Below are 20,813 nucleotides of genomic sequence, written 5' to 3' on the forward strand. Positions count from 1 at the left end.
GGGCATTTGTAACAAGATTAGGAGGTTAAACCAGGAGTTTTGCTATCAGACACGCGATTATTCAGCGTATCGTCGAGTTTTTTGTGATCCAGCTCTTTCACCCATTTCGCGACAACGACCGTCGCCACACCGTTACCTACCAGGTTGGTTAATGCGCGCGCCTCGGACATAAAGCGGTCAATACCGAGAATCAGCGCCAGGCCCGCCACCGGCAGATGCCCCACCGCAGAAATGGTGGCCGCCAGCACGATAAAGCCACTGCCCGTTACGCCTGCCGCGCCTTTCGAGGAGAGCAGGAGCACCACCAACAGGGTGATCTGATGGAAAATATCCATATGGCTGTTGGTCGCCTGAGCGATGAACACCGCCGCCATCGTCAGGTATATCGACGTACCATCAAGGTTGAAGGAGTAGCCCGTCGGGATCACCAGCCCGACCACCGACTTACGGCACCCGAGTTTTTCCATCTTGTCGAGCATACGCGGCAACGCCGATTCTGAAGAAGAGGTCCCCAGCACAATCAGCAGCTCTTCACGAATGTAACGGATAAATTTGAAGATGTTGAAACCTGTCGCACGGGCAATGGAGCCCAGCACCACCACCACGAAAAGAATACAGGTGATATAGAAGCAGATAATCAGCTGGCCCAGCTGCACCAGCGTACCGACGCCATATTTACCGATGGTGAAGGCCATCGCACCGAAGGCACCGATTGGCGCCAGGCGCATGATCATATTGATGATGCCAAAGATGACCTGTGAGAAGCTCTCAATCACGTTAAAGATAAGCTGGCCTTTGCTGCCCAGACGGTGCAGGGCAAAGCCAAACATGACGGCAAACAGCAGTACCTGCAGAATGTTTCCGCTGGCAAATGCGCCAATGACGCTGCCGGGTATCACGTCCAGCAGGAAGGCCACCACGCCCTGATCCTTCGCCTGCTCGGCATAGACCGCGACCGCTTTGGCATCGAGCGTTGAGGGGTCAACGTTCATGCCCGCACCAGGCTGGACCACGTTAACGATAATCAGACCAATAATCAGCGCAAGGGTACTGACCACTTCGAAATAGAGCAGCGCCACAGCACCGGTACGGCCTACCGCTTTCATGCTTTCCATGCCAGCGATGCCCGTGACAACCGTACAGAAGATTACCGGGGCGATGACCATTTTGATGAGCTTCACGAACGCGTCGCCAAGCGGTTTCATTTGCGCGCCCAGCTCAGGGTAGTAATGCCCCAGCAAAATACCGATGGCGATGGCTGTCAGGACCTGGAAATAGAGACTTTTGAAGAGTGAGGTTTTCATAAGGTGTCCTTGGGAAGAAAAACCACAGGTTTTGTAAGGTTATGGTTAACCTGCGGCTCTAAAATAACACCCGTATAACAGGACAGAAATAAACTCAGTTCAAATTTGAAACACAAATGTTAAGAACTTTGAGCTGGCTCGCACAAGCCAGCAACAAAATTACACTTTTGCGTGATTGTCAGCACCGGGAAGGTAGCGTTGTTCAAAGACATCCGCAGGAACAGCAGCGGCAAAAAGGAAGCCCTGACCGCTCTCTACGCCCGCCTCTGCCAGCCAGATGCGCTGCGCGTCGGTTTCAATCCCCTCGGCAATCAGATGCAGATTGAGACTGCGCGCCATCTGAATAATGGCCTGCACCATGCTGCTGTCCTCTGGCAACCCTTCGACAAACGCTTTGTCGATTTTCAGCACATCCACCGGCAGGGTTTTCATATGCTGAAGCTGACGCAGCCCGGCGTAGCCCATACCAAAATCGTCCAGCGCGATGCGAATGCCGGCATTGCGCAGCGGCTTCAGAATGGCAACGGCTTCGTTAGGATCGTCAATGCGTCGGCTCTCCGTCACTTCCAGCGTCAGCGTATCAGGCTTGATCCGGTAGCGATTGATCAGCTCCAGCATTTCGGAAACCATCGTCGGATGCATGAGCTGCAACGCAGACAAATTAACCGACAGCGGCAGCGTCACGCCGCGCTCCTGCCAGGCGGCAAGCTGGCGGCAGGACTCCTCCAGCACCCAATAACCGACGGTGACCATCAGGCCACAGGATTCAATGCGTTCAATCAGCCCCTCCGGCAGCTCCCATGAGCCGTCCGGCTGCTGTACACGAAGCAGCGCCTCGGCGCTTTTTACTTCACCCGTCTGTAAATTCACCTGCGGCTGTAGCCAGAGAGCAAACTGACGGTTATCCAGCGCGGTCAGGATGTCGCTCTCTTCCGTCAGGCGCTGCTGCGCCTTTTCCATCTGTTCCGGGTCGAAGAACTGGATCTGATTTTTGCCTTTGCGCCGGGCGGTAAACGCCGCCGAGAACGCGCGGCGATACAGCTGCTCCGCCGTTAAATCACCGTAGTACATGGCGATACCGATACTGGCGCTTGGACGCAGCTGGATCCCCTGAACAGGCAGCCGCTCGTTAATGACAGTGAGCACTTGCTGACCTAATGTGATGGCATGCCACGGCTCTTTCACGCCGTTGGCTATCACCACCAGGTCGTAACCGCTGACCTGCGTCAGCACCATGCGCGGGGCCAGGACAGATTTCACCTTTTCCACCAGCGTCAGCAGCAGCATTTCACGCTGGCTCTCCTTGAGCACGCCCGCCGTATCCTGCAGGGTTTCACAGGCGATCACCATCAGCGCCGTGGTTTGCTGGCGCGCAACCGTCTGCTCCAGCATCGCCATCAGAAACGCCTTATTAGGAAGTTCTGACACCGGGAATCGCGTGGCGCTGTTATTTAACTCATCCTGCTGACGCTGAATGCGCTGCTGGTTGAGGTTATAGCTGCGTACCAGCATCCCGATCTCATCGTCATGATGAAGTCGCGGCAGTTCAAGCTGGTGCCCCAGCTGATCCTGCGGCGCAAGCGCATTCAGCTCGCGGGCGATACGGCGCAACGGATGCACAATCAACCGGTTAATACACCAGGTTAACGCCACGCTGAGAATCAGGGTCATAAGTAAGCAAGTGGTCACTAACGTCACCACCCAACTCATGACGAACTTATACATGCGATACGAGTCTGCCTGCAGGACCAGGTAGGCCAGCGGCTGCGGATTGGCAGGACGTTCCAGCGAATAGAGAGGCAGAGAAATTTGCACCGGCAGTTCAAACAGGCGCATGACCATCATCGGGACGGGGCGTTCCGGGATAAAGCTCATCCGCAGCGCCTGGAACTGGTTGGGCAAGACGACATCCGCGCGGCTCACGATGCCAGCAGGCTGAATGCGTTTTAAAATGGTTTCCGCTTCGGGAATATCCCCTTTCAGGATCGAGGCGGAGAGTGGGCCGCGCACCGAGCGGGCGATACTTTCTAACTGCGAAGCCGTGTTATAGCGATTCTGCTGCACGGAATGAAACAGCAAAATGACGCAGAAAAGCAGGACAAACAGCATCGTGACGGCAGACACCATCGCCATCTGTTTGATCGTTAAGGAACGGCTGACACGCAAAATGACTCTCCACAAAACTCGAAGCGCAGGGCGCGCCAGGGTGTAAACCTGGCGCGCCTGAGTATACCCGATTGCTGTGCTATTAAGAGAGACTTACAAATGGATTAAGGAAAATCCGATTACCAGTCCGCGTAAGGAATGAGCGGCTGCGGCGGTAAGTCCATATCGCCCTGCCAGCCTGCGGCAGAGTAACGCACATAAATCAGCGCATGGCTTGGGGTATAGTCTTTCGCTTCCTGAATATCCACGCCCATGCCCACAAACCAGTTGGACGTGACCCGGCGTTCGATAATCGCCCGTGCGGTATAACCCGTGCCGGAGCTGCTGCTGCCGGTTTCCATCGCCCCCCGGTCAGTATAGCGGCCGGGTTCATCGGTCGGGATTAGACTCTGAATCGGGTAGCGCAGTTCATCTTTGGTTTTGGAGTGTGACCAGGAGACAGAGCCGCCCAGCTCCCAGGACCAGTTTTCTGTGCGTTTACGCCAGGTCACCGGCAGTGCGAAGGAGACATACTCCTGCGGGCTGTAATAGCCGCCCTGACCCAGGGTATATCCGCTCAGGTCTTTGTCGTAATGCCAGAGCATATTGGAGACGCCGACCGTCAGGCGCTCGTTGTTTTTATTAATGAGCTTGTAGTAGTAACCCGTCATCCAGCGGACGCGCCAGTTATCTTCCACATTTTTACCCGTCAGCGTTTCTGCGTTCAGGCTTGACCAGACACCGTTCGCCTCACCTTTGTCATAGCTGATGCTTACGCCACCCCCGGTCGCCCGTACGCCGCCCCAGGTGGTGCCGGTATTGGTATCTTTCTGCCCGGCGAAGGCCAGCAGTGAACTGGAGATTGGCCGACGATGGGCGTTGACGGTATAACCGATGGGACCCAGATCGCTGCTGTAGCTCAGGCCGCCCACCACGTCGACGACGTCAAAGCCCATTGGGGTGGTACCAATATCCATCGACCAGGTTTTATTCTGCCAGCCGACGGCGACGCTGGCGCCACTGTCACTCTGATGGGTGCTGCCGCTACACGGTGTTTCGTAGCAGGTCCCCCATTTAGGGTCGTACGTTCCGTTATTGTTATCAAATGAACCGGCGTCCATATTGACCAAATCGCTTCTGAAGAACATGCGGCCATCAGAGAGCGGGGCATCGACCTGGAGCATGGTGGTATGGGCTTTCAGATCGGAATAGCCCCCCGTGCCGCTGGAGCCCCAGTAATCGTGCTGCAGCGTGACGTTAACATCCTGCTGACGGTACAAATCACCGGCGTCACTCCGTACGCCGCGCTTCAGCCAGTCATCTTTTTCATCGTTACGCGTCAGACGGGTGAAACTGTCGTTGTCCACCGGACGGGTCGTCGTGATGCCTGATGACACCATCGCGTCTTTATACGTCTCCAGCGCTTGCTGAGGCTGACCGTTCTGCACCTGGAAGCGCGCGGCATCACGTAACACCAGCGCTTTTTCCATTGAGGCAGGCTGCGATTTGGCCTGCGGAATGATGTTGTTGAAGGTCTGCTCTGCGGCGGCGGAATCGCCCAGCCCCGCCTGCGCCATCGCAATCCGGCGCTGCATATTGAGGGATAACGGTTCGCCATTTTGCGCGGCAGGCAGTTTCGCCAGCTCGGCACGCGCAGCGTCCTTGTTACCTTGCGCGCTATAAATCTCGGTCAGACCGAGGATCGCGTCCTCGTTCTGCGGCTCACGCTGCAGGACGGCGTTGTACGTGGTTTTCGCCGATTCCAGATCGCCACGCTGCTGCGCCCAGTCGGCCAGCGTTAAGTCGATACGGGTAGAGGTCGGCTGCTGACGCAGAAGGTTTTCCGCCTCCTGCTCTTTACCGCTGTCGCGCAGGCGGTTGGCGGTTTCCAGCACCTGGTTACTTTGCAGACGGTCGGCCAGTTCCTGAATGTTGCCATTCCACTGGCTACGCGGCAGCGTATCCAGATGCGCCAGCGCGGCCCGGTCCTGATTGTTCCCGGAGAGATAGAGCCCGTTGGCATACACCTGATCCGGGTCAGACGGTTTCTGGCTGGCAAGCTGGCGCATCAGGGTGTCCGCCTGGCTACGCTGGCCCGCGCTGTAGAGATCGCGCGAGAGACGATACGTTATCCAGACGTCGCCTGGCGAGAGCGCCAGACGGCGGCGCTGTATTTCTGCTGCCTGGGCGTATTTCCCCTGATTCTCCAGCTGTTCGGCCTGGGCAGACAGTTGCTCGTTAGTCAGGCTACGTTCAATATCATCAATGCTCCGGCGCTGGCTGGCAGAAAGCGACTGGATAAACTGCGAGGCTTTCTCCGGTGACTGTGCGCGGTAAATATTGGCCAGACCGCGAACCGCATTGCTGTTACCGCTGTCCATACGCAACGCCTGACGATAATAACGCTCCGCCGCATCGTTATCTTTACGTGCCGCCGCGGCATCACCCAGGCCCAGCACCGCGTAACTGTCGGTATTGTCGATGTTACGTGCCTGCTGATAGTAACGTTCCGCCTGTGACGGGTTATTCGCCTTGAGCGCCGCATCGCCCTGCTGGATCAGCAGCCAGTAGCGGTTGACCTTCAGCAAACTGTCCCATTTACCCCGGTTATCGCTCTGCGGGTCGAGGGCTATGGCCTTTTCGAACTGCGCCACCGCGCGGGCACGATCGCCTTTCTGGGAATAAGCCTGTCCCAGGGCACCCACCGCTTCACTGTCAGCATGGTTGGCGCTGACGGCTTTTTGCAGCTCCGCAACCGCCTTACTCCCCTGCCCGGCATCCACTGCCGCCAGACCTTCCGCTTTCGCCCGGAAGGCCGGGTCTGCGAGCTGTTTTTGCTGCGCTTCAAGCTGGGCACGCGCCGCCACGACGCTATCGCCGTCGCTGAAAACGCTCAGGTATTTTTGCAACGCGCTGACGCTGGCGCTGCTGGCAGGCTGGTCTTTGATCTGCTCATACCACATGTCAGACGCCTGGCTGCGGCCGCCGGTCGATTTAGCCATCTCCCGCAGGACCGCAAAGCCCTCATCACGGCGCCCGCTCTGGAACAGGAGCTGGGAAAGCGTCGTCTGCAGCTGCGTATTACCGGGGCTGCTGCTGTTAATTTTTTTCAGCTGGTTAATGGCCGCATTGCGGCGGGCAGGATCTTTCGCCACCACATTCCAGTATTCCGTCGCCACGTCGCCACCCGGCGGGTTGCCGTCAAAGAGCTTGTCATAGGCGGCAATCGCCTCCTGAGTGTGCCCTGTCGTGGCGAGCAAGCGCGCCTGCTGTAACTGCTGTCGGCCATCCGGGGTGGAAAGCAGCATCGTATTGCGTGAGGACTGATACGCGCTGGAGCCTGGAGCGATCCCTTTCAGGCGATCCAGCTCTTTTTGCGCACCGGCGGTATCGCCCTGGCGCAGCAGGTAACGAAAACGGGCGGCAATAACATCAGGGTTGTTCGGATCAATCAGTTCAAGACGATAGAGCGACTGACGAACCAAATCCTCACGCTGTGTCGACTCGCCCAGCCGAACCTGCTCCAGCAGCTGTTTCTGCTGCGGAGAGTTAACGGCCTGCGCCAGCGGCATCAGTGCCAGCCCAAGCGATAAAGTGAGTAAATTTACTGTGAACTTGCGCATTCCTGGCCCCAATCCGGTATTAAGTCACCTTTAGCGGTGAAGCGAAAACGATGCTGATCCCATCCCTGACCAAAGAGAGTCAGTACATAGCTGTAATAGGCGTTGTTATCGGGAAAATGGTCTGCAACGCGCTGGCGCTGAACCGCCTGAGCATCGCGCTGTTGTAAAAACGGCAGCATGGCGGCAGAGAACCCGACCGGACCATTGCCGGTGCGTTTACCCGTCGCCACGTCCACTTTTTCCGGCGGCACGCCCTGTTTCATTGTTTTTGCCGCCATCGGCTGGAAGCGCGTCAGCAATCGGGCTTTCTGAGGATCTTTATCACTCATCATGCCCACCCAAAGATAGACACGAATAGCGTCGTAGCCCCCTACCAGCGCTTTATCCTGCTTTAACTTCCAGCCTCTGTTTTTCTGATACTGCACCCAGTCCGGCGAGAACCCCTTTGGCGCGCTTTCCAGCAGCAGTCGCAGATTCGTTTCACGAAGCGTGGTCCACGGGGCACCAAAGCGGGTGAAATAGCTTGCTAACTGCGGAGGAAGATAGCTGGGGTTAAAGCGCCAGGCGTTTTCATCAGCAAAACCGACTTTACCCGGAAGCAGCATGGCGCCGAGCCCTGGTACTTTCACCACTTCCTCACCGGCAATGCGTTTCAACAGCGCCTTACCCGTGCGGGTGTAGTCCGGATGTTTCCATAACCGGCCCGCTTCAAGCAGTGACCAGGCGATCCAGACATCGGCATCTGAGGCGGAGTTGGTGTCAATCACCGCCCAGTTTTCTTTGTCTTTCTGCCCCCAGAGCCAGGCAGGCAGATGGTCGTTGAGATTGCCGCCGGCAAGGTTATCGCGCGTCCATGTCAGTATTTGCTCAAACGCGCGGCGGTCGTTGGCGGCCAGAGCAAAGAACAACGCATAGCTTTGCCCTTCCGACGTCGTAATTTTGCGCGTGTCACTGGGATCAATGACGCGTCCACCCTCGCTGATGTAATCCTTTTTGAACTGCTCCCAGGCAGGCCAGGTACAGGCGGCGCGAAGAGGAAGCGCCGCCAGCATCAACGCTGCTACTGCACACCAGCGAAAGGCTTTCATCACATCTTACTCATCCGGGTTGAGGCGACGACGGCTGATGATACGCAGCAGACGCCACAGCACCCATGCCAGCAAGACCACGCTGACCGCGGCCAGGATGGCGAGCAGAACCGGATGGTTAGACAGCGCATACCACAGGCGTTCGAACCACGGCAGATGGCCGACGTAGTACACATCACCCACGCGCAGGCTGTTGACGCCAGACTCACGGATCACCGACACAGAGCCAAACATCGCGGCACGTTTACCACTGTCGTTCATCGCCGTATTCAGCAGTTCATAGCCACGCGGGCTGTCCGCCAGAAGCGCCACCACGCTACGCTGATCGTTATAAGGTGACTGGAAGCCCACTACCGCAGCCATCGCCCCCTGAGAGGTGACGGCCGTCTGCGCGCTGGCCTGGCGATCGTTCGCATCCGGCATGATGCTCGGGAAATCGGTCTGGCGCAGCGGGGTGTTAACCCAGGACTCCGTGGCTTTCACCAGCAGATCGATACGCTTATCATCCTTCAGCTTATCCGGAATCGTACCGATGACCATGATGTCAGCGTCTTTGTTCTGGATCTGGCTGCCATCGTCCGTCAACGTGACGTTAATTGCCGGCAATCCCGTCTGGGCCCCAACGGTTGCTATGGTATCAAGCAGGGTTGTCACCTGACCTTCGTTTGGCGCTTTTGGCATCACAACGATGGACTCAGAGAGATCGGCCATGCGGCTGAACGGGAAGCCTGCATTAGCAAAGGCGCGCAGATCCGGCATCGCCAGGAAGTGATAGTACTTCGAGAAGTCGATGGTCGACTCATCGCCGATGACAACGTGGTTCTGAACCTGCTGGAAGGTGATGCAGTTATCCACCGAACCGCCAGGCATCGGGTTCATGTACTGGAAGTCAAAACGCAGCTGGTTGATTGCCCCAAGCTTCAGTGCCGGAATGGAGACATCCGTTTTACCGTCCAGCAGCCCCTGCAGCACCGGCAGGCGAAGCATCAGTCGGTTAGTGTCCTGGGTACTCTGCAGGCTGAACGATTGCAGGAACTGGTTATTCAGGCTGATATCCATGCGCGAGCTGTCTTTCGTCGCCGGCGCGGTATAACGGTAGTTAAGATTGATATCGATGCCGTTGGTACGCAGCAGGTACAGATCGGGCGGCAGGTTCAGTGACAGGCTAATTGGCGAGGGTTCAAGCCCGGACGCCTGCAGCTGCTCTTCATAGGTTTTCAGCTCACCAAACGTCACGACACGGTCGGTACGCACCCAGTTTGGCGCATCATAAGGTTTACGCGCCAGCAGCGGCTTGACCTCGTCCACCACGACGCTGTTGCCGCGGAAAAGAACGTTGCCCTGGGCAATCGCTTTTGCCGCCTGGACCAGATCTTTATCGTCACGACCAAAGACCACCAGCAGCTTCACGTACGGGTTATCCGGGTGGCTGACCATCTCAATGGTTGGCGCTTTGACTTCAGGATGATCGCGCAGGAAGGCAGGACGTTTCGCGTTAGTGGCAAATACAATCGCGTTTCTGTCCGGCATTTTGTCATACATCACCGGGAAATTCTGACCGCGCCAGCCGGAACGCGAACCAAACCAGGAAGCCACAATGGTGGCCGCCAGCTGCTCGGTTACGTCCGGGGACGACGCAAACACCATCGGCAGCGTGAGCGGACGGTTATCACGAGGATCGAAGAACGGCACCGGGAAGGCGGAGAGATCGTTCTTCAGCGCCAGGGACTGATAGGTCATCTGCAGCGAGGAGTTACGCCCGATGTCCATCCACAGCGTGTTGCTGGCCGGGTTTTCACAGACATCGCGGTAGTGACCCACAAACTCCAGACGAATGCGGTTAAAGTCGGTAATGAACAGCGGGTTAATCGGCACCTGCGCCTGCGTTTTCTTACCCAGTTGTTCTTTGGTAACCGGCAGTACGTCCATCAGCTCATCGTTCAGGTAAACCTTCAACTGAGACTGGGTCGGCAGCAGGGACGGCGACGGGGTATATTCAAGGTTCAGTACGGCATTCGAGACGACTTCATCGCTGCGCATGCCAAATTCAATGCCGCCATTAGGATTGATGCCGCGCAACACCATGCTGCCCGGCGGCGGCGCGATTTGCGCGAAGGTCAGCTTGACGTCGCGTGACGGGGCATTTTCCGCGACAACGGGCGCATTCGCCCCCCGAACACCCGGCATCACCTGTCCGATAACCGGGTTCTCGGCGGGTAGAGTGTTCCCCTCCGTTGGCTGGTTCGGAATGACATTTTCTGTTTGACCGGGCGCGGCAGTAATAACCGGATCGGTTGCCTGCGCGACCACAGGCACTGTTGGCGCAGGCGTTGCCGCTGCGTTATCAGGCTCTGCGTTAGCCATTGTTGCGGGGAGCGCACTCATCCCCATTGCCACTGCACATAACCAGGAAAGTTTTGTTTTCATCGCGTTATCATCATTGTTGAGCCATAACCGGGTCCGCCTGCTTCGCCTCATCCCGCTCAGGACGACGAGGAATGAACGACACGACCCAGGAAACCAGCGAAGTAAGTGACCGGAAAATTAATTTCACCGACGACGGGGCAAATTCTGCAAGGTGACGATAGCCACGGAACCCCAGCTTCAGAATATCCAGCAGGCTTTCCAGAGGTTTATCTTCCGGGAAGCTGTCCTGCCAGAGAGCCCATGTATCCGCACGGGCAAACGTACACTGCACAAAATCAATGTGTTGCTTTTTGGTCAACGGCATCAGTTGCAGACCGACTTCATTGCCCGCCACACGCGCTACCTGCGTCGGGAAGACATACTCCTGCTGGCCGCGCTTAAGCAGCAAGTTAACTTTTTGCCCTTCCAGCACTTTCGCCTGGCCGTTGATTTTGATCCCCAGACCACCGTCAGAGAAGTCGTGCACGGTACAGGAGAAGAGGTGACCATCTTCACGGGCAATCGCCGCGGGCATGCAGATTTCAACGCGATGCGCGCGACGAACCTGTTTACTCTCCACCGACACCGCCACCGCGCCGCCAAGAATAATCAGGTTGTAGAAGACCCAGGCCATACTCACAAAGACGGTCAGGATTTCGTTTTCCGGGCCGTAGAAGTAACGCCAGATACCGGCGATGACGCCAACGATGTTCAGCAACACCAGGAAGATATACGGACGGGAGATCACCCAGTCGACGTACTCCTCTTCCACCAGCCCCCCCTTCGCGGTGACGTTGAATTTCCCTTTATGCGGGTTGATCAGCGCCACCATCGTTGGCGGCGCAATGTACCAGGCCAGCACCGTTTCGTAGATTTCACTCCAGAAGGAATGGCGATATTTACCCTGAATCTTCGAGTTCGTCAGGCTCGCGTGGATCATGTGCGGCAGAACAAACAGCGCAATCATCAGCGCCGGGGCGTAGATGATATAGGCGTGAAGGAGCAGAAACGCCAGCGGTGCGGTCAGGAAGATCAGCCGCGGGATGCCGGATAAGAAGTGGAACATCGCGTTGACGTAGCAGAGACGCTGCGCCAGCTTGAGCCCTTTCCCTATCAGTGGATTATCCAGACGGAAAATCTGCACCATGCCGCGCGCCCAGCGAATACGCTGACCAATGTGCGCCGAGAGCGATTCCGTCGCCAGACCGGCGGCCTGAGGAATACGCATATAGGCCGAGGTATAACCCCGACGGTGCAGACGCAACGAGGTGTGCGCATCTTCAGTCACCGTTTCGACGGCAATACCGCCAATTTCATCCAGCGGTTTACGGCGGATAACCGCACAGGAGCCGCAGAAGAACGTGGCGTCCCACATGTCGTTACCATCCTGCACCAGACCATAGAACAGCGTGCCTTCGTTCGGGGTCTTACGGAAACGGCCAAGGTTGCGTTCAAACGGGTCCGGCGAGAAGAAGTGGTGCGGCGTCTGCATCATTGCCAGCTCTTTCTCTTTCAGGAACCAGCCCATGGTCATCTGCAGGAACGATCGCGTAGGTACGTGGTCGCAGTCAAAGATCGAGACAAACTCCCCGGTAGCATACTTCAGCGCGTTATTGATGTTACCGGCTTTAGCATGTTCGTGCGTCAGACGGGCGATGTATTCGACGCCGACCTCTTCCGCGAACTGGCGGAACGCTGGGCGGTTGCCGTCATCCAGGATCCAGACCTTGAGTTTATCTTTCGGCCAGTCGATGCCGAGCGCAGCATAAATGGTGTTTTTCACCACGCTCAGGTCTTCGTTGTAGGTTGGGACGAAGAGATCGACAGTCGGCCACGTCGTGGTGTCCTTCGGCAGCGGTACGGGCTGGCGATTGAGCGGCCAGATGACCTGGAAATACCCCAACACCAGCACAATCCAGGCATAGGTTTCGGCAAACAGCAGAATCAGACCGCAGACCAGACTCACCGGGTCGTCCCAGTTCAGCGTTGAGGTGTAACGCCACCAGATATAGCGGCAGGAAACGGTCAGCGACAGCACAATCAGCATCAGCGCCGAGAAGCGGCCCGGAATACGACGCACCAGCAACGCTACGCCCCAGAGCAGGATCAGGAAGGTGAACTGCGCCAGGGGATTGAAGGGTTGCGTAATACAGACCAGCGCCAGAATCAGTGAGAACACGACAATCACGCCGAGGATAAAACGCCGCAGGCCCGGGTGGAGGTGCCCGAGCTCTTTTTGATTATCCAGATGGCTGGTTTTGTCGGTCACGCTGTCAGGCAATTTATCCAGCCACTGGTGATAGCGCTCGCGCAGCTGTTGAACGCGGGAGAAACTGCGCCAGTGCGGCGTCTGGCGTTCTCGCTGTGACGAGGTGACGACCAGCCAGACGGCCTGAATGAGATAACGCGCCGGATCCAAAGGCCGCGGCCGGTCAGGGTTAATGTGTGGATATAATTCATTATGGTGCGCACGTATGCGCTGCCAGCGCGGATGTTCAAGCGGAATGAACATCCAGGCCATAATCATCCAGAAACAGCCAAGCGCGGCACTGAATGCCGACGCACCATGCCGACGAAAATGTCGGTAGCGTTCGCTCAGACGCGCATTAACCGGCGGGATAAGGAACCAACTGGCGAGTCGACTCATACCGAACTCCCTGCCGGCTCCGCCGCGTTGGCGAAGTTCAGCAGACACCAGTTAGCCAGCGTGAGGATCTCTTCTGCCGCCAGGGAATCGCTGCGGTACTCGCCGAGCGGCTGCTTGGAGGCCAGGGATTCTGCCATTCCTTCATCCCGGTGAATCACAATGGGTAGCAGGCGACGCTGACTCTGTAGCCAGACCTGGTAGAGATCGTCCTGGATCTGGCTCCCGATGCGTAAGTCGTTAATCAGGAGGTGCGCATTTTGCGGCAGCCCCTGTTGATGCAGACGAATATGGCAATTTGCATCCACGTTGACGATGGAGAGAACATGATCGCACTGCGCGATAAGCTGCCGGGTTAACGTCCCGGCGCCGTGCGGCAGATCCACCAGGATCCACTGGTAGTGGCCTTTTTCTTTCAGACTTTGCAATGCAAGCGTGAACTGCGAAAACAACCGCTGATAAGCGGCTTCATTCTCACGTTCGGTGGTGGTGAGCTGACCAAAAGGCAGTAAATCAAGCTGAGAGGTATAGCGCAGCCCTGCATCCCGCCAGTCTTTATCATCAAGCAACGCGCGTGCCCAACCCGCTTCACGAGTGAAGTCGACGTTGAACGACATACGCAGCAAATTATCGGCGCAGGCGTCAATCACCAACACCGATTCACCTAAAAGCTGTAATGACCACGCCAGCGCCGCGGTAACGGATGTGGTACCCACACCGCCACGGACACCCTGTAATCCGAGTATGGCCATCAATGGCTCCCTTATTGTTGATGGGCGAATTCAGCTAATAATGGCCAGCGTTTAATAGCCGCGGCCAACTGTTCCCGCTGGGAAATATCGGTGTAATCTATTTCAGGTAAAGAAAAGGCCTGCGTCAGCGCCAGAAAATCGTTTTGGAATGTATAGCCCAGGGTCGAGTCGACTGGGGTTCCGGGTTCGTTATTATCCATTTTTCTGCCATCCCTTTGAGGAAAATCGCACGCTCAGAAGTTGCGGGGCGTCCTGCCCTGACAAATTTCATTTACATGCTAAATCTGATGTTCTTTAATTTCAATGTTAGGTTTATTTCTACGCTTTCGCTAGTAAACTGAGATACAGATAAATTAGACGAAAAGAGGGACACCGTGGACTCCATATTTTCTATTGGCATCCAGTCATTATGGGACGAATTGAGCCACATGCCAGTCGGTGGAGTCTGGTGGATTAATACCGACCGTAATGAAGATGCCATCAGTCTGGTAAACCAGACAATTGCCGCCCAGGATAAGGATTCCCGCGTGGCTGTCATTAGCATGGGCGAAGAGCCGAAGAAAATTATCACGCTGGAAAGTGACGGCGGACCGCAAACCGTGCGCTTATTTTCCATGTCAGCAGAAGTGGATAGTCTATACTTTTTGTCCCGCGACGTTCAGTGCTCCATTGATCCGGATCACTATTTAGTGATTCTTAAATGCGCAAATAACGTCCTGCAAAATATCCCTGCTGAAAAACTGCTGCCGTGGCTGGAAAAAATCAATAAATGGGCAAAATTTCAAAATTGCACGCTATTGGTCGTCAATCCCGGCAGTAATAATGACAAGTTGTTTTCACTTTTAATGGGTGAATATCGCTCCCTGTTCGGTCTGGCCAGTCTGCGTGACCAGGTGGGCAGCTATCTCTACGATATTGCTTTCTGGTGTAATGAAAAAGGCGTGAGCGCCAGGCAACAGCTGACCCTGAAACAGAGTGAGGGGAAATGGCACCTGGCACAGCAGGAAGAAACGGTTGTGCAGCCGCGCAGTGATGAAAAACGCATCCTGAGCCATATTGCGGTTTTAGAGGGCGCGCCCGCGCTGTCGGAAAACTGGTCGCTGTTTGAGTCTAACGAAGCGCTTTTTCATGAAGCTCGTACAACCCAGGCGGCAACCCTTGTTTTCTCGTTGATGCAAAATAACCAGATTGAGACGCTGGCGAGACAAATTCATACCTTACGTCGCCAGCGCGGCAGCGCATTAAAAATTGTGGTGCGGGAAAACAATACCAGCCTGCGCGCCACCGATGAGCGTCTGCTGCTTGGCTGCGGAGCAAATATGGTTGTTCCATGGAATGCGCCGCTGTCACGCTGCCTGACGCTAATCGAAAGCGTTCAGGGCCAGCAGTTCAGCCGCCATGTGCCGGAAGACATTTCCACCTTGCTCTCCATGACGCAGCCGATGAAGCTGCGCGGATACCAGAAATGGGATAACTTCTGCGACGCCGTCGGCAATATGATGAGCAACACGCTACTTCCTGCGGACGGGAAAGGGGTGATGGTTGCCCTGCGTCCTGTTCCGGGTATCCGCGTTGAACAGGCTCTCACCTTATGTCGTCCGAATCGTACAGGGGACATCATGACCATTGGCGACAATCGCCTGGTGCTATTTTTGTCCTTCTGCCGGGTGAACGATCTTGATACCGCGCTTAACCACATCTTTCCCCTGCCTACCGGGGATATTTTCTCAAACCGTATGATCTGGTTCGAAGATAATGCTATCAGCGCGGAGCTGGTGCAGATGCGCGCACTTCAGCCTGAACAATGGGTTAAACCGCTGGCGATCACCAGCGATGCAAAACCGATTCTCAATGCCAGACATGACGGTCATGTCTGGCGTCGGGTTCCGGAACCCCATCGCTTATTAACCGAGAATGGGGAGAACGTACCATCATGAATATCAGCGATATTATTCAACTGGTCGTATTCTGTGCGCTGATCTTTTTCACGCTTGGCTACTATGCGCGCCATTCCATACGTCGTATCCGTGATACGGCCAGAGTGATGTTTATAAAACCTCGCTATGTAAAACCAGCCGGAACACTGACACGGGCATCACACGTCAAGGCAGACCGAAAACATGACTAATTCTACCTATACCGCTTCGTCACCCTCGCCGCTCTGGCAATACTGGCGCGGCCTTTCCGGCTGGAACTTTTACTTTCTGGTGAAGTTTGGTTTGCTCTGGGCAGGCTATCTGAATTTCCATCCCCTGCTTAACCTGGTCTTTATGGCCTTCCTGCTGATGCCGTTGCCGAATATCAGGCTGCATCGTTTACGTCACTGGGTAGCCATCCCCGTCGGCTTTGCGCTGTTCTGGCACGATACCTGGCTACCGGGTCCGGACAGCATAATGAGCCAGGGGTCACAGGTCGCGGGCTTCAGTGCAGACTACATGCTTGATCTGGTTGAGCGTTTTATTAACTGGCAGATGATTGGCGCTATCTTTGTCCTGCTGGTGGCCTGGCTGTTCCTGTCGCAGTGGATCCGCGTCACGGTGTTTGTTGTCGCCATTATGATCTGGCTTAACGTGCTGACGCTGGCAGGACCGAACTTCTCCCTGTGGCCTGCCGGTCAACCAACCACCACGGTGACCACCACGGGTGGAAGCGCAGCGGCTACTGTTATCACGGCAGGCGATACGCCTGTGGTAGGTGATATTCCAACCCAGACCGCACCGCCGACCTCCACCAACCTCAATGCGTGGCTTTCCAGCTTCTATACCGCAGAAGATAAGCGACAGACGAAATTCCCGGATGCACTGCCGGCAGATGCTCAACCGTTTGAGCTGCTGGTGATTAACATCTGTTCCCTCTCCTGGGCCGATGTGGATGCAGCCGGATTAATGTCTCACCCACTGTGGTCTCATTTCGATATCCAGTTTAAAGATTTCAACTCTGCCACCTCATACAGCGGCCCGGCAGCGATTCGCCTGCTGCGTGCAAGCTGCGGTCAGACATCGCATAAAAACCTGTACCAGCCGGCAGGGAATCAGTGTTATCTGTTCGATAACCTCGCGAAGCTGGGCTTTACGCAGCATCTGATGCTGGGACATAACGGCCAGTTCGGTAACTTCCTGAAAGAGGTGCGTGAACAGGGTGGCATGCAGGCACCGCTGATGGATCAAACCGGGCTTCCCGTTACTCTGCTCGGCTTCGACGGTTCACCTGTTTACGACGATACAGCCGTACTGCAGCGCTGGCTGCAAACCATCGAAAAAGACAGCAACCCGCGCAGTGCGACGTTCTTTAACACCCTGCCGCTTCACGATGGTAACCACTTCCCGGGCGTGAGCAAAACGGCAGATTATAAAGTGCGTGCGCAGAAATTCTTCGACGAGCTGGATGCGTTCTTCACTGAGCTGGAAAAATCAGGCCGTAAAGTGATGGTGGTTGTCGTGCCTGAACACGGTGGCGCGCTGAAAGGCGACAGAATGCAGGTGTCAGGTCTGCGTGATATTCCAAGCCCGTCCATTACCAACGTGCCTGCGGGCATTAAATTCTTTGGTATGAAGGCTCCGCACCAGGGCGCGCCGATTGAGATTACACAGCCAACCAGCTATCTGGCAATTTCAGAACTGGTTGCCCGTGCCGTGGACGGGAAGCTGTTTGTGGAAGATAGCGTGAACTGGAATCAGCTCACCAGCAACCTGCCGCAAACGGCAGAGGTCTCCGAAAACGCGAATGCTGTGGTGATTCAGTACCAGAACAAACCGTACGTTCGTCTGAACGGCGGAGATTGGGTACCGTATCCGCAATAAAGGATTTACCCCTCTCCCCTGTAGGGAGAGGGGATTGTCAGTGCGTTATTATTGCGCTGAAATCCATACCAGCATTTTCAGACTTGCCGAATAGTAGTCGTCTTTAGAGGTGATTTCCGGTTCGCCGGATGGCTGACCCATCGTTAAATCCCTGACCGCCAGCAGACCGCCTTCCATCATATAGGGCGCGTATTCGTTGGTCGTGACGTTAACCCAGGCGGGTGTATGTTCCCGTGGGAACTGACCAAACCAGGCTTTCCAGGGCGTCAGCAGCGGGCTTTGTTTATCAGACCAGGCTATGTACAGCGGAATACGAATCGCATCGTAGCTCATTCGCGGTGGCCAGTCTTTGGCCGGCGTCAGCTTGCCCGCGAATGCCAGCGAAACCCAGTCTGTCGGTAGATTCGCTTTACCCGATCCCATTTTTCCCAGCAGACGTTTCCCGTCCTTTATCAATTCACGCCAGACCGGCAAATGACTGCGTCCGGCAAAGGCCTGCCAGGCCGGAAACACAAAATAGGAAGGATTAAGGACCACTTCACCCTCAAGCTTAAATCCCTGTACGCCGGGCAGCATCACGCGGTAACCCGCATAGCGGATTACGTTGTGGTCAATCAATGCTTTCGTAATCGCATCCGATGCGGCGCTGTAGCGTTTGTCATGCCAGCGCGCATCGGCTTTTAACAACGCCCATGCAATCAGGACATCGCCATCTGTGGCGTTGTTTTTATCAGCGACCGGATTGGACTCCGCGGGGTTATAACGCCAGTAAAACAGACCATTTTCGTTGTTCTTTAGCGTCCTGTTGGTCCATTGCCAGAGCTTATCGAACGTGGCTTTATCGTCGTTAGCCACCGCCATTAACATGGCGAAACCCTGACCTTCCGTATGCGAAACGTCGCCGTTGCCGGTATCAACAATGCGGCCTTCCGGTTTGAAAAAGCGCGCCTTGTAACTCTCCCAGGCCTGACTCGCCTGTGAGAGAGGAGAGAACAGCAAACTCATCATCACAGCCAGGGTCGCGCAGACGGGTTTTCGCATCATTCACCCCATTCGGTTATTCGGCACTTCGCAGTGAAATTTCACCGCCCATCCAGGGCTTGATCACGCCATCCTGTTCCAGGAGCAACGCGCCCTGAGCGTCAATCCCGCGGGAAATGCCGTAGATCTCTTTATCACCAATCAGTAATTTCACCGGGCGATTGATGAAGTTGTCCAGTTTTTCCCAACGAGACAGGAACGTTGCGAGCCCTTCCTGTTCAAAAAGCGTCAGTGAACTACGCAACTCTTTAATCATACGCACGGCAAGGATGTTACGATCGATGACGATCCCCGCCTCCTGGAGATTCGTCCAGGCCTGGTTGACCACATCGTTTTGTACGTTACGCATGACCATATTGAGGCCCGCGCCAATCACGATTTGCGCCGCATCGCCCGTTTTTCCCGTTAGTTCGACCAGAATACCGGCAAGTTTACGATCGTTCAGGTAAAGATCGTTAGGCCATTTAACACGCACCCGATCGGCGCCCAGATCGTGTAGCACCTCTGCCATGACAATCCCGATGACCAGACTCAGGCCAATCGCTGCGGCAGGGCCCTGATCGAGTCGCCAGTACATGGACAGGTAAAGGTTGGCACCGAAGGGCGAGAACCATTTTCGCCCTCGGCGACCACGCCCGGCCTGCTGATACTCTGCAACGCAGGCATCGCCGGATTTCAGTTCAGGCAGACGATCCAGAAGATACTGGTTCGTTGAGTCAATCACCGGCAGCACCGCAACATTGCCGTGCCCAATCTGGCTACGAATCACGTCTTCATTCAGCAATTGAATGGGTTCCGGCAGGCTGTACCCTTTTCCAGGAACGGTAAAGACATCGACACCCCAGTCGCGGAGGGTCTGGATATGCTTATTAATGCCTGCACGGCTCATGCCCAGCTGCTCACCCAGCTGCTCGCCAGAGTGAAACTCCCCATCCGCGAGGATGCTAATCAGGGTTAACGGGATGGTATTGTCTTTCACGCGATGGTCTCCACGGCATTCACTTCACCTGTGCGGCCAATGAAGCGGACTTCTGGCTCCAGCCAGACGTTAAACTTTTCACCCACACGTTCACGAACATAATGAGCCAGTTTGACCACGTCATCACTGCTCGCATCATGTTGATTGATCAGTACCAGAGCCTGCTGCTGATGAACGGCAGCGCCTCCGACCGAAGTGCCTTTTAGCTGGCATTGATCGATAAGCCATCCCGCAGCCAGCTTCACGCTGCCATCTGCCTGAGGGTAATGTGGTGCTGCGGGCCATCCTTCCAGGAAGACCTTTGCCTTTTCGCTGTCGATCACCGGGTTTTTGAAGAAACTTCCGGCATTTCCATTTACTTTCGGGTCGGGAAGCTTGGTCATTCGCATATGACAAACCGAGTCAAACACATCGCGGGGGGTGGCGGTAGCCGGATCGAGACGCGTTAAATCACCGTAGGTCAGTACGGGCTGCCAGTTCTTCGACAGGCGCAGGCCCACGGCGACAATCACGTAGCGATCCTGATATTCATGTTTGAAGATACTGTCACGGTAGCCAAAACGGCACTGTTCTGCGGTTAAACGCTTAGCCGTTCCAGTCGCCAGTTCGATGCAGTCGACGTATTCACAGACATGTTTCAGCTCGATGCCATAGGCACCGATGTTTTGAATCGGTGATGATCCCGCGCAGCCCGGAATAAGCGCAAGGTTTTCCAGGCCAGGCATCCCTTTTTCCAGGGTAAATTGCACCAGGTGATGCCAGTTTTCTCCGGCCCCCACGTGCAAGTGCCAGCTATCGGCGCGCTCTTCCACATCAATTCCCATGATGCGGTTAACGATCACTGTTCCCGCAAAATCGTCGAGAAACAGGACATTACTTCCTTCGCCCAGAATCAGTACGGGTTCGTTTTTTTCGGTTGCGCTTTGCCATGCATTCAGCAACTGCTGTGCAGTATCGGCACGGACAATGTGATTAGCATTGCGTTGAATACCAAAGGTATTCCAGGGCTTAAGGGAGTGGTTCATAGACGC

At 55.6% G+C, this 20,813-nt stretch carries 14 protein-coding genes; 3 read left to right on the forward strand and 11 right to left on the reverse strand.

What is annotated here, in order from left to right; genetic code table 11:
• Window positions 1-17: 17 nt before the first annotated feature.
• The 8 genes from L3068_RS22000 to bcsR all read right to left on the reverse strand — a co-directional run bounded on the left by L3068_RS22000 (window position 18) and on the right by bcsR (window position 14,162).
• Window positions 18-1,304, reverse strand: coding sequence for a dicarboxylate/amino acid:cation symporter (locus L3068_RS22000; RefSeq protein ID WP_014885598.1), 1,287 nt, complete (start codon window positions 1,302-1,304; stop codon window positions 18-20).
• Window positions 1,305-1,463: 159 nt separating this feature from the next.
• A complete protein-coding gene (gene hmsP / locus L3068_RS22005) occupies window positions 1,464-3,470 on the reverse strand; it encodes a biofilm formation regulator HmsP (RefSeq protein WP_023331533.1) in 2,007 nt (668 codons plus the stop codon).
• Window positions 3,471-3,589: 119 nt separating this feature from the next.
• On the reverse strand, window positions 3,590-7,072 hold the full coding sequence (gene bcsC, locus L3068_RS22010) for a cellulose synthase complex outer membrane protein BcsC (protein ID WP_096218281.1): 3,483 nt from the start codon (window positions 7,070-7,072) through the stop codon (window positions 3,590-3,592).
• Window positions 7,054-8,160 (reverse strand): cellulose synthase complex periplasmic endoglucanase BcsZ, encoded by a 1,107-nt coding sequence (bcsZ, locus tag L3068_RS22015; RefSeq protein WP_047625829.1) that lies wholly within the window; start codon window positions 8,158-8,160, stop codon window positions 7,054-7,056. The genes bcsC and bcsZ overlap by 19 nt, the downstream gene beginning before the upstream one ends.
• A 6-nt stretch (window positions 8,161-8,166) precedes the next feature.
• The gene (gene bcsB / locus L3068_RS22020; protein ID WP_045135437.1) at window positions 8,167-10,587 is read right to left on the reverse strand and encodes a cellulose biosynthesis cyclic di-GMP-binding regulatory protein BcsB; all 2,421 of its coding nucleotides are present in this window, start codon (window positions 10,585-10,587) and stop codon (window positions 8,167-8,169) included.
• A gap of 10 nt (window positions 10,588-10,597) precedes the next feature.
• A complete protein-coding gene (bcsA, locus tag L3068_RS22025; RefSeq protein ID WP_117582322.1) occupies window positions 10,598-13,213 on the reverse strand; it encodes a UDP-forming cellulose synthase catalytic subunit in 2,616 nt (871 codons plus the stop codon).
• Window positions 13,210-13,962 carry a cellulose biosynthesis protein BcsQ gene (gene bcsQ, locus L3068_RS22030; protein WP_014885603.1) on the reverse strand — a complete coding sequence of 251 codons (753 nt, stop codon included), beginning with the start codon at window positions 13,960-13,962 and terminating at the stop codon, window positions 13,210-13,212. The genes bcsA and bcsQ overlap by 4 nt, the downstream gene beginning before the upstream one ends.
• Window positions 13,963-13,973: 11 nt before the next feature.
• Complete coding sequence (gene bcsR, locus L3068_RS22035; RefSeq protein ID WP_008503237.1) at window positions 13,974-14,162, reverse strand: cellulose biosynthesis protein BcsR; 189 nt, start codon at window positions 14,160-14,162, stop codon at window positions 13,974-13,976.
• Between the two features lie 174 nt (window positions 14,163-14,336).
• Between bcsR and bcsE the strand changes: the two genes are divergently transcribed.
• From bcsE to bcsG, 3 genes are read left to right on the forward strand one after another with little or no spacing between them, the layout of a single operon-like run.
• Entirely contained in the window at window positions 14,337-15,899 is a 1,563-nt protein-coding gene (gene bcsE / locus L3068_RS22040) for a cellulose biosynthesis c-di-GMP-binding protein BcsE (RefSeq protein ID WP_014885604.1), read from the forward strand.
• On the forward strand, window positions 15,896-16,090 hold the full coding sequence (bcsF, locus tag L3068_RS22045; RefSeq protein ID WP_117582320.1) for a cellulose biosynthesis protein BcsF: 195 nt from the start codon (window positions 15,896-15,898) through the stop codon (window positions 16,088-16,090). Before bcsE ends, bcsF begins: the two co-directional genes overlap by 4 nt.
• Window positions 16,083-17,762, forward strand: a complete 1,680-nt coding sequence (gene bcsG / locus L3068_RS22050) for a cellulose biosynthesis protein BcsG (protein ID WP_117582318.1) — start codon at window positions 16,083-16,085, stop codon at window positions 17,760-17,762. The genes bcsF and bcsG overlap by 8 nt, the downstream gene beginning before the upstream one ends.
• Before the next feature lie 48 nt (window positions 17,763-17,810).
• Here bcsG and L3068_RS22055 read toward each other — a convergent pair whose 3' ends face one another.
• The 3 genes from L3068_RS22055 to murB are packed head-to-tail and all read right to left on the reverse strand — an operon-like array spanning window position 17,811 to window position 20,807.
• Window positions 17,811-18,803 carry a family 8 glycosyl hydrolase gene (locus tag L3068_RS22055; protein ID WP_117582316.1) on the reverse strand — a complete coding sequence of 331 codons (993 nt, stop codon included), beginning with the start codon at window positions 18,801-18,803 and terminating at the stop codon, window positions 17,811-17,813.
• A gap of 16 nt (window positions 18,804-18,819) precedes the next feature.
• Window positions 18,820-19,782, reverse strand: coding sequence for a bifunctional biotin--[acetyl-CoA-carboxylase] ligase/biotin operon repressor BirA (gene birA, locus L3068_RS22060; protein ID WP_023331541.1), 963 nt, complete (start codon window positions 19,780-19,782; stop codon window positions 18,820-18,822).
• Window positions 19,779-20,807: a UDP-N-acetylmuramate dehydrogenase gene (gene murB / locus L3068_RS22065; protein WP_023331542.1), complete on the reverse strand. Its 1,029-nt coding sequence runs from the start codon at window positions 20,805-20,807 to the stop codon at window positions 19,779-19,781. The genes birA and murB overlap by 4 nt, the downstream gene beginning before the upstream one ends.
• Window positions 20,808-20,813 lie beyond the last annotated feature (6 nt).

The sequence above is a fragment of the Enterobacter cloacae complex sp. ECL414 genome (genome assembly GCF_021869685.1).
Classification (GTDB): domain Bacteria; phylum Pseudomonadota; class Gammaproteobacteria; order Enterobacterales; family Enterobacteriaceae; genus Enterobacter; species Enterobacter kobei.

Bases quoted from the DNA above. Each gene is read 5' to 3' on its own strand.
- L3068_RS22000 (WP_014885598.1), bottom strand. From the start codon at position 1,304: ATGAAAACCTCACTCTTCAAAAGTCTCTATTTCCAGGTCCTGACAGCC.
- bcsC (WP_096218281.1), bottom strand. From the start codon at position 7,072: ATGCGCAAGTTCACAGTAAATTTACTCACTTTATCGCTTGGGCTGGCA.
- bcsZ (WP_047625829.1), bottom strand. From the start codon at position 8,160: ATGAAAGCCTTTCGCTGGTGTGCAGTAGCAGCGTTGATGCTGGCGGCG.
- bcsB (WP_045135437.1), bottom strand. From the start codon at position 10,587: ATGAAAACAAAACTTTCCTGGTTATGTGCAGTGGCAATGGGGATGAGT.
- bcsA (WP_117582322.1), bottom strand. From the start codon at position 13,213: ATGAGTCGACTCGCCAGTTGGTTCCTTATCCCGCCGGTTAATGCGCGT.
- bcsQ (WP_014885603.1), bottom strand. From the start codon at position 13,962: ATGGCCATACTCGGATTACAGGGTGTCCGTGGCGGTGTGGGTACCACA.
- bcsR (WP_008503237.1), bottom strand. From the start codon at position 14,162: ATGGATAATAACGAACCCGGAACCCCAGTCGACTCGACCCTGGGCTAT.
- bcsF (WP_117582320.1), top strand. From the start codon at position 15,896: ATGAATATCAGCGATATTATTCAACTGGTCGTATTCTGTGCGCTGATC.
- bcsG (WP_117582318.1), top strand. From the start codon at position 16,083: ATGACTAATTCTACCTATACCGCTTCGTCACCCTCGCCGCTCTGGCAA.
- L3068_RS22055 (WP_117582316.1), bottom strand. From the start codon at position 18,803: ATGCGAAAACCCGTCTGCGCGACCCTGGCTGTGATGATGAGTTTGCTG.
- murB (WP_023331542.1), bottom strand. From the start codon at position 20,807: ATGAACCACTCCCTTAAGCCCTGGAATACCTTTGGTATTCAACGCAAT.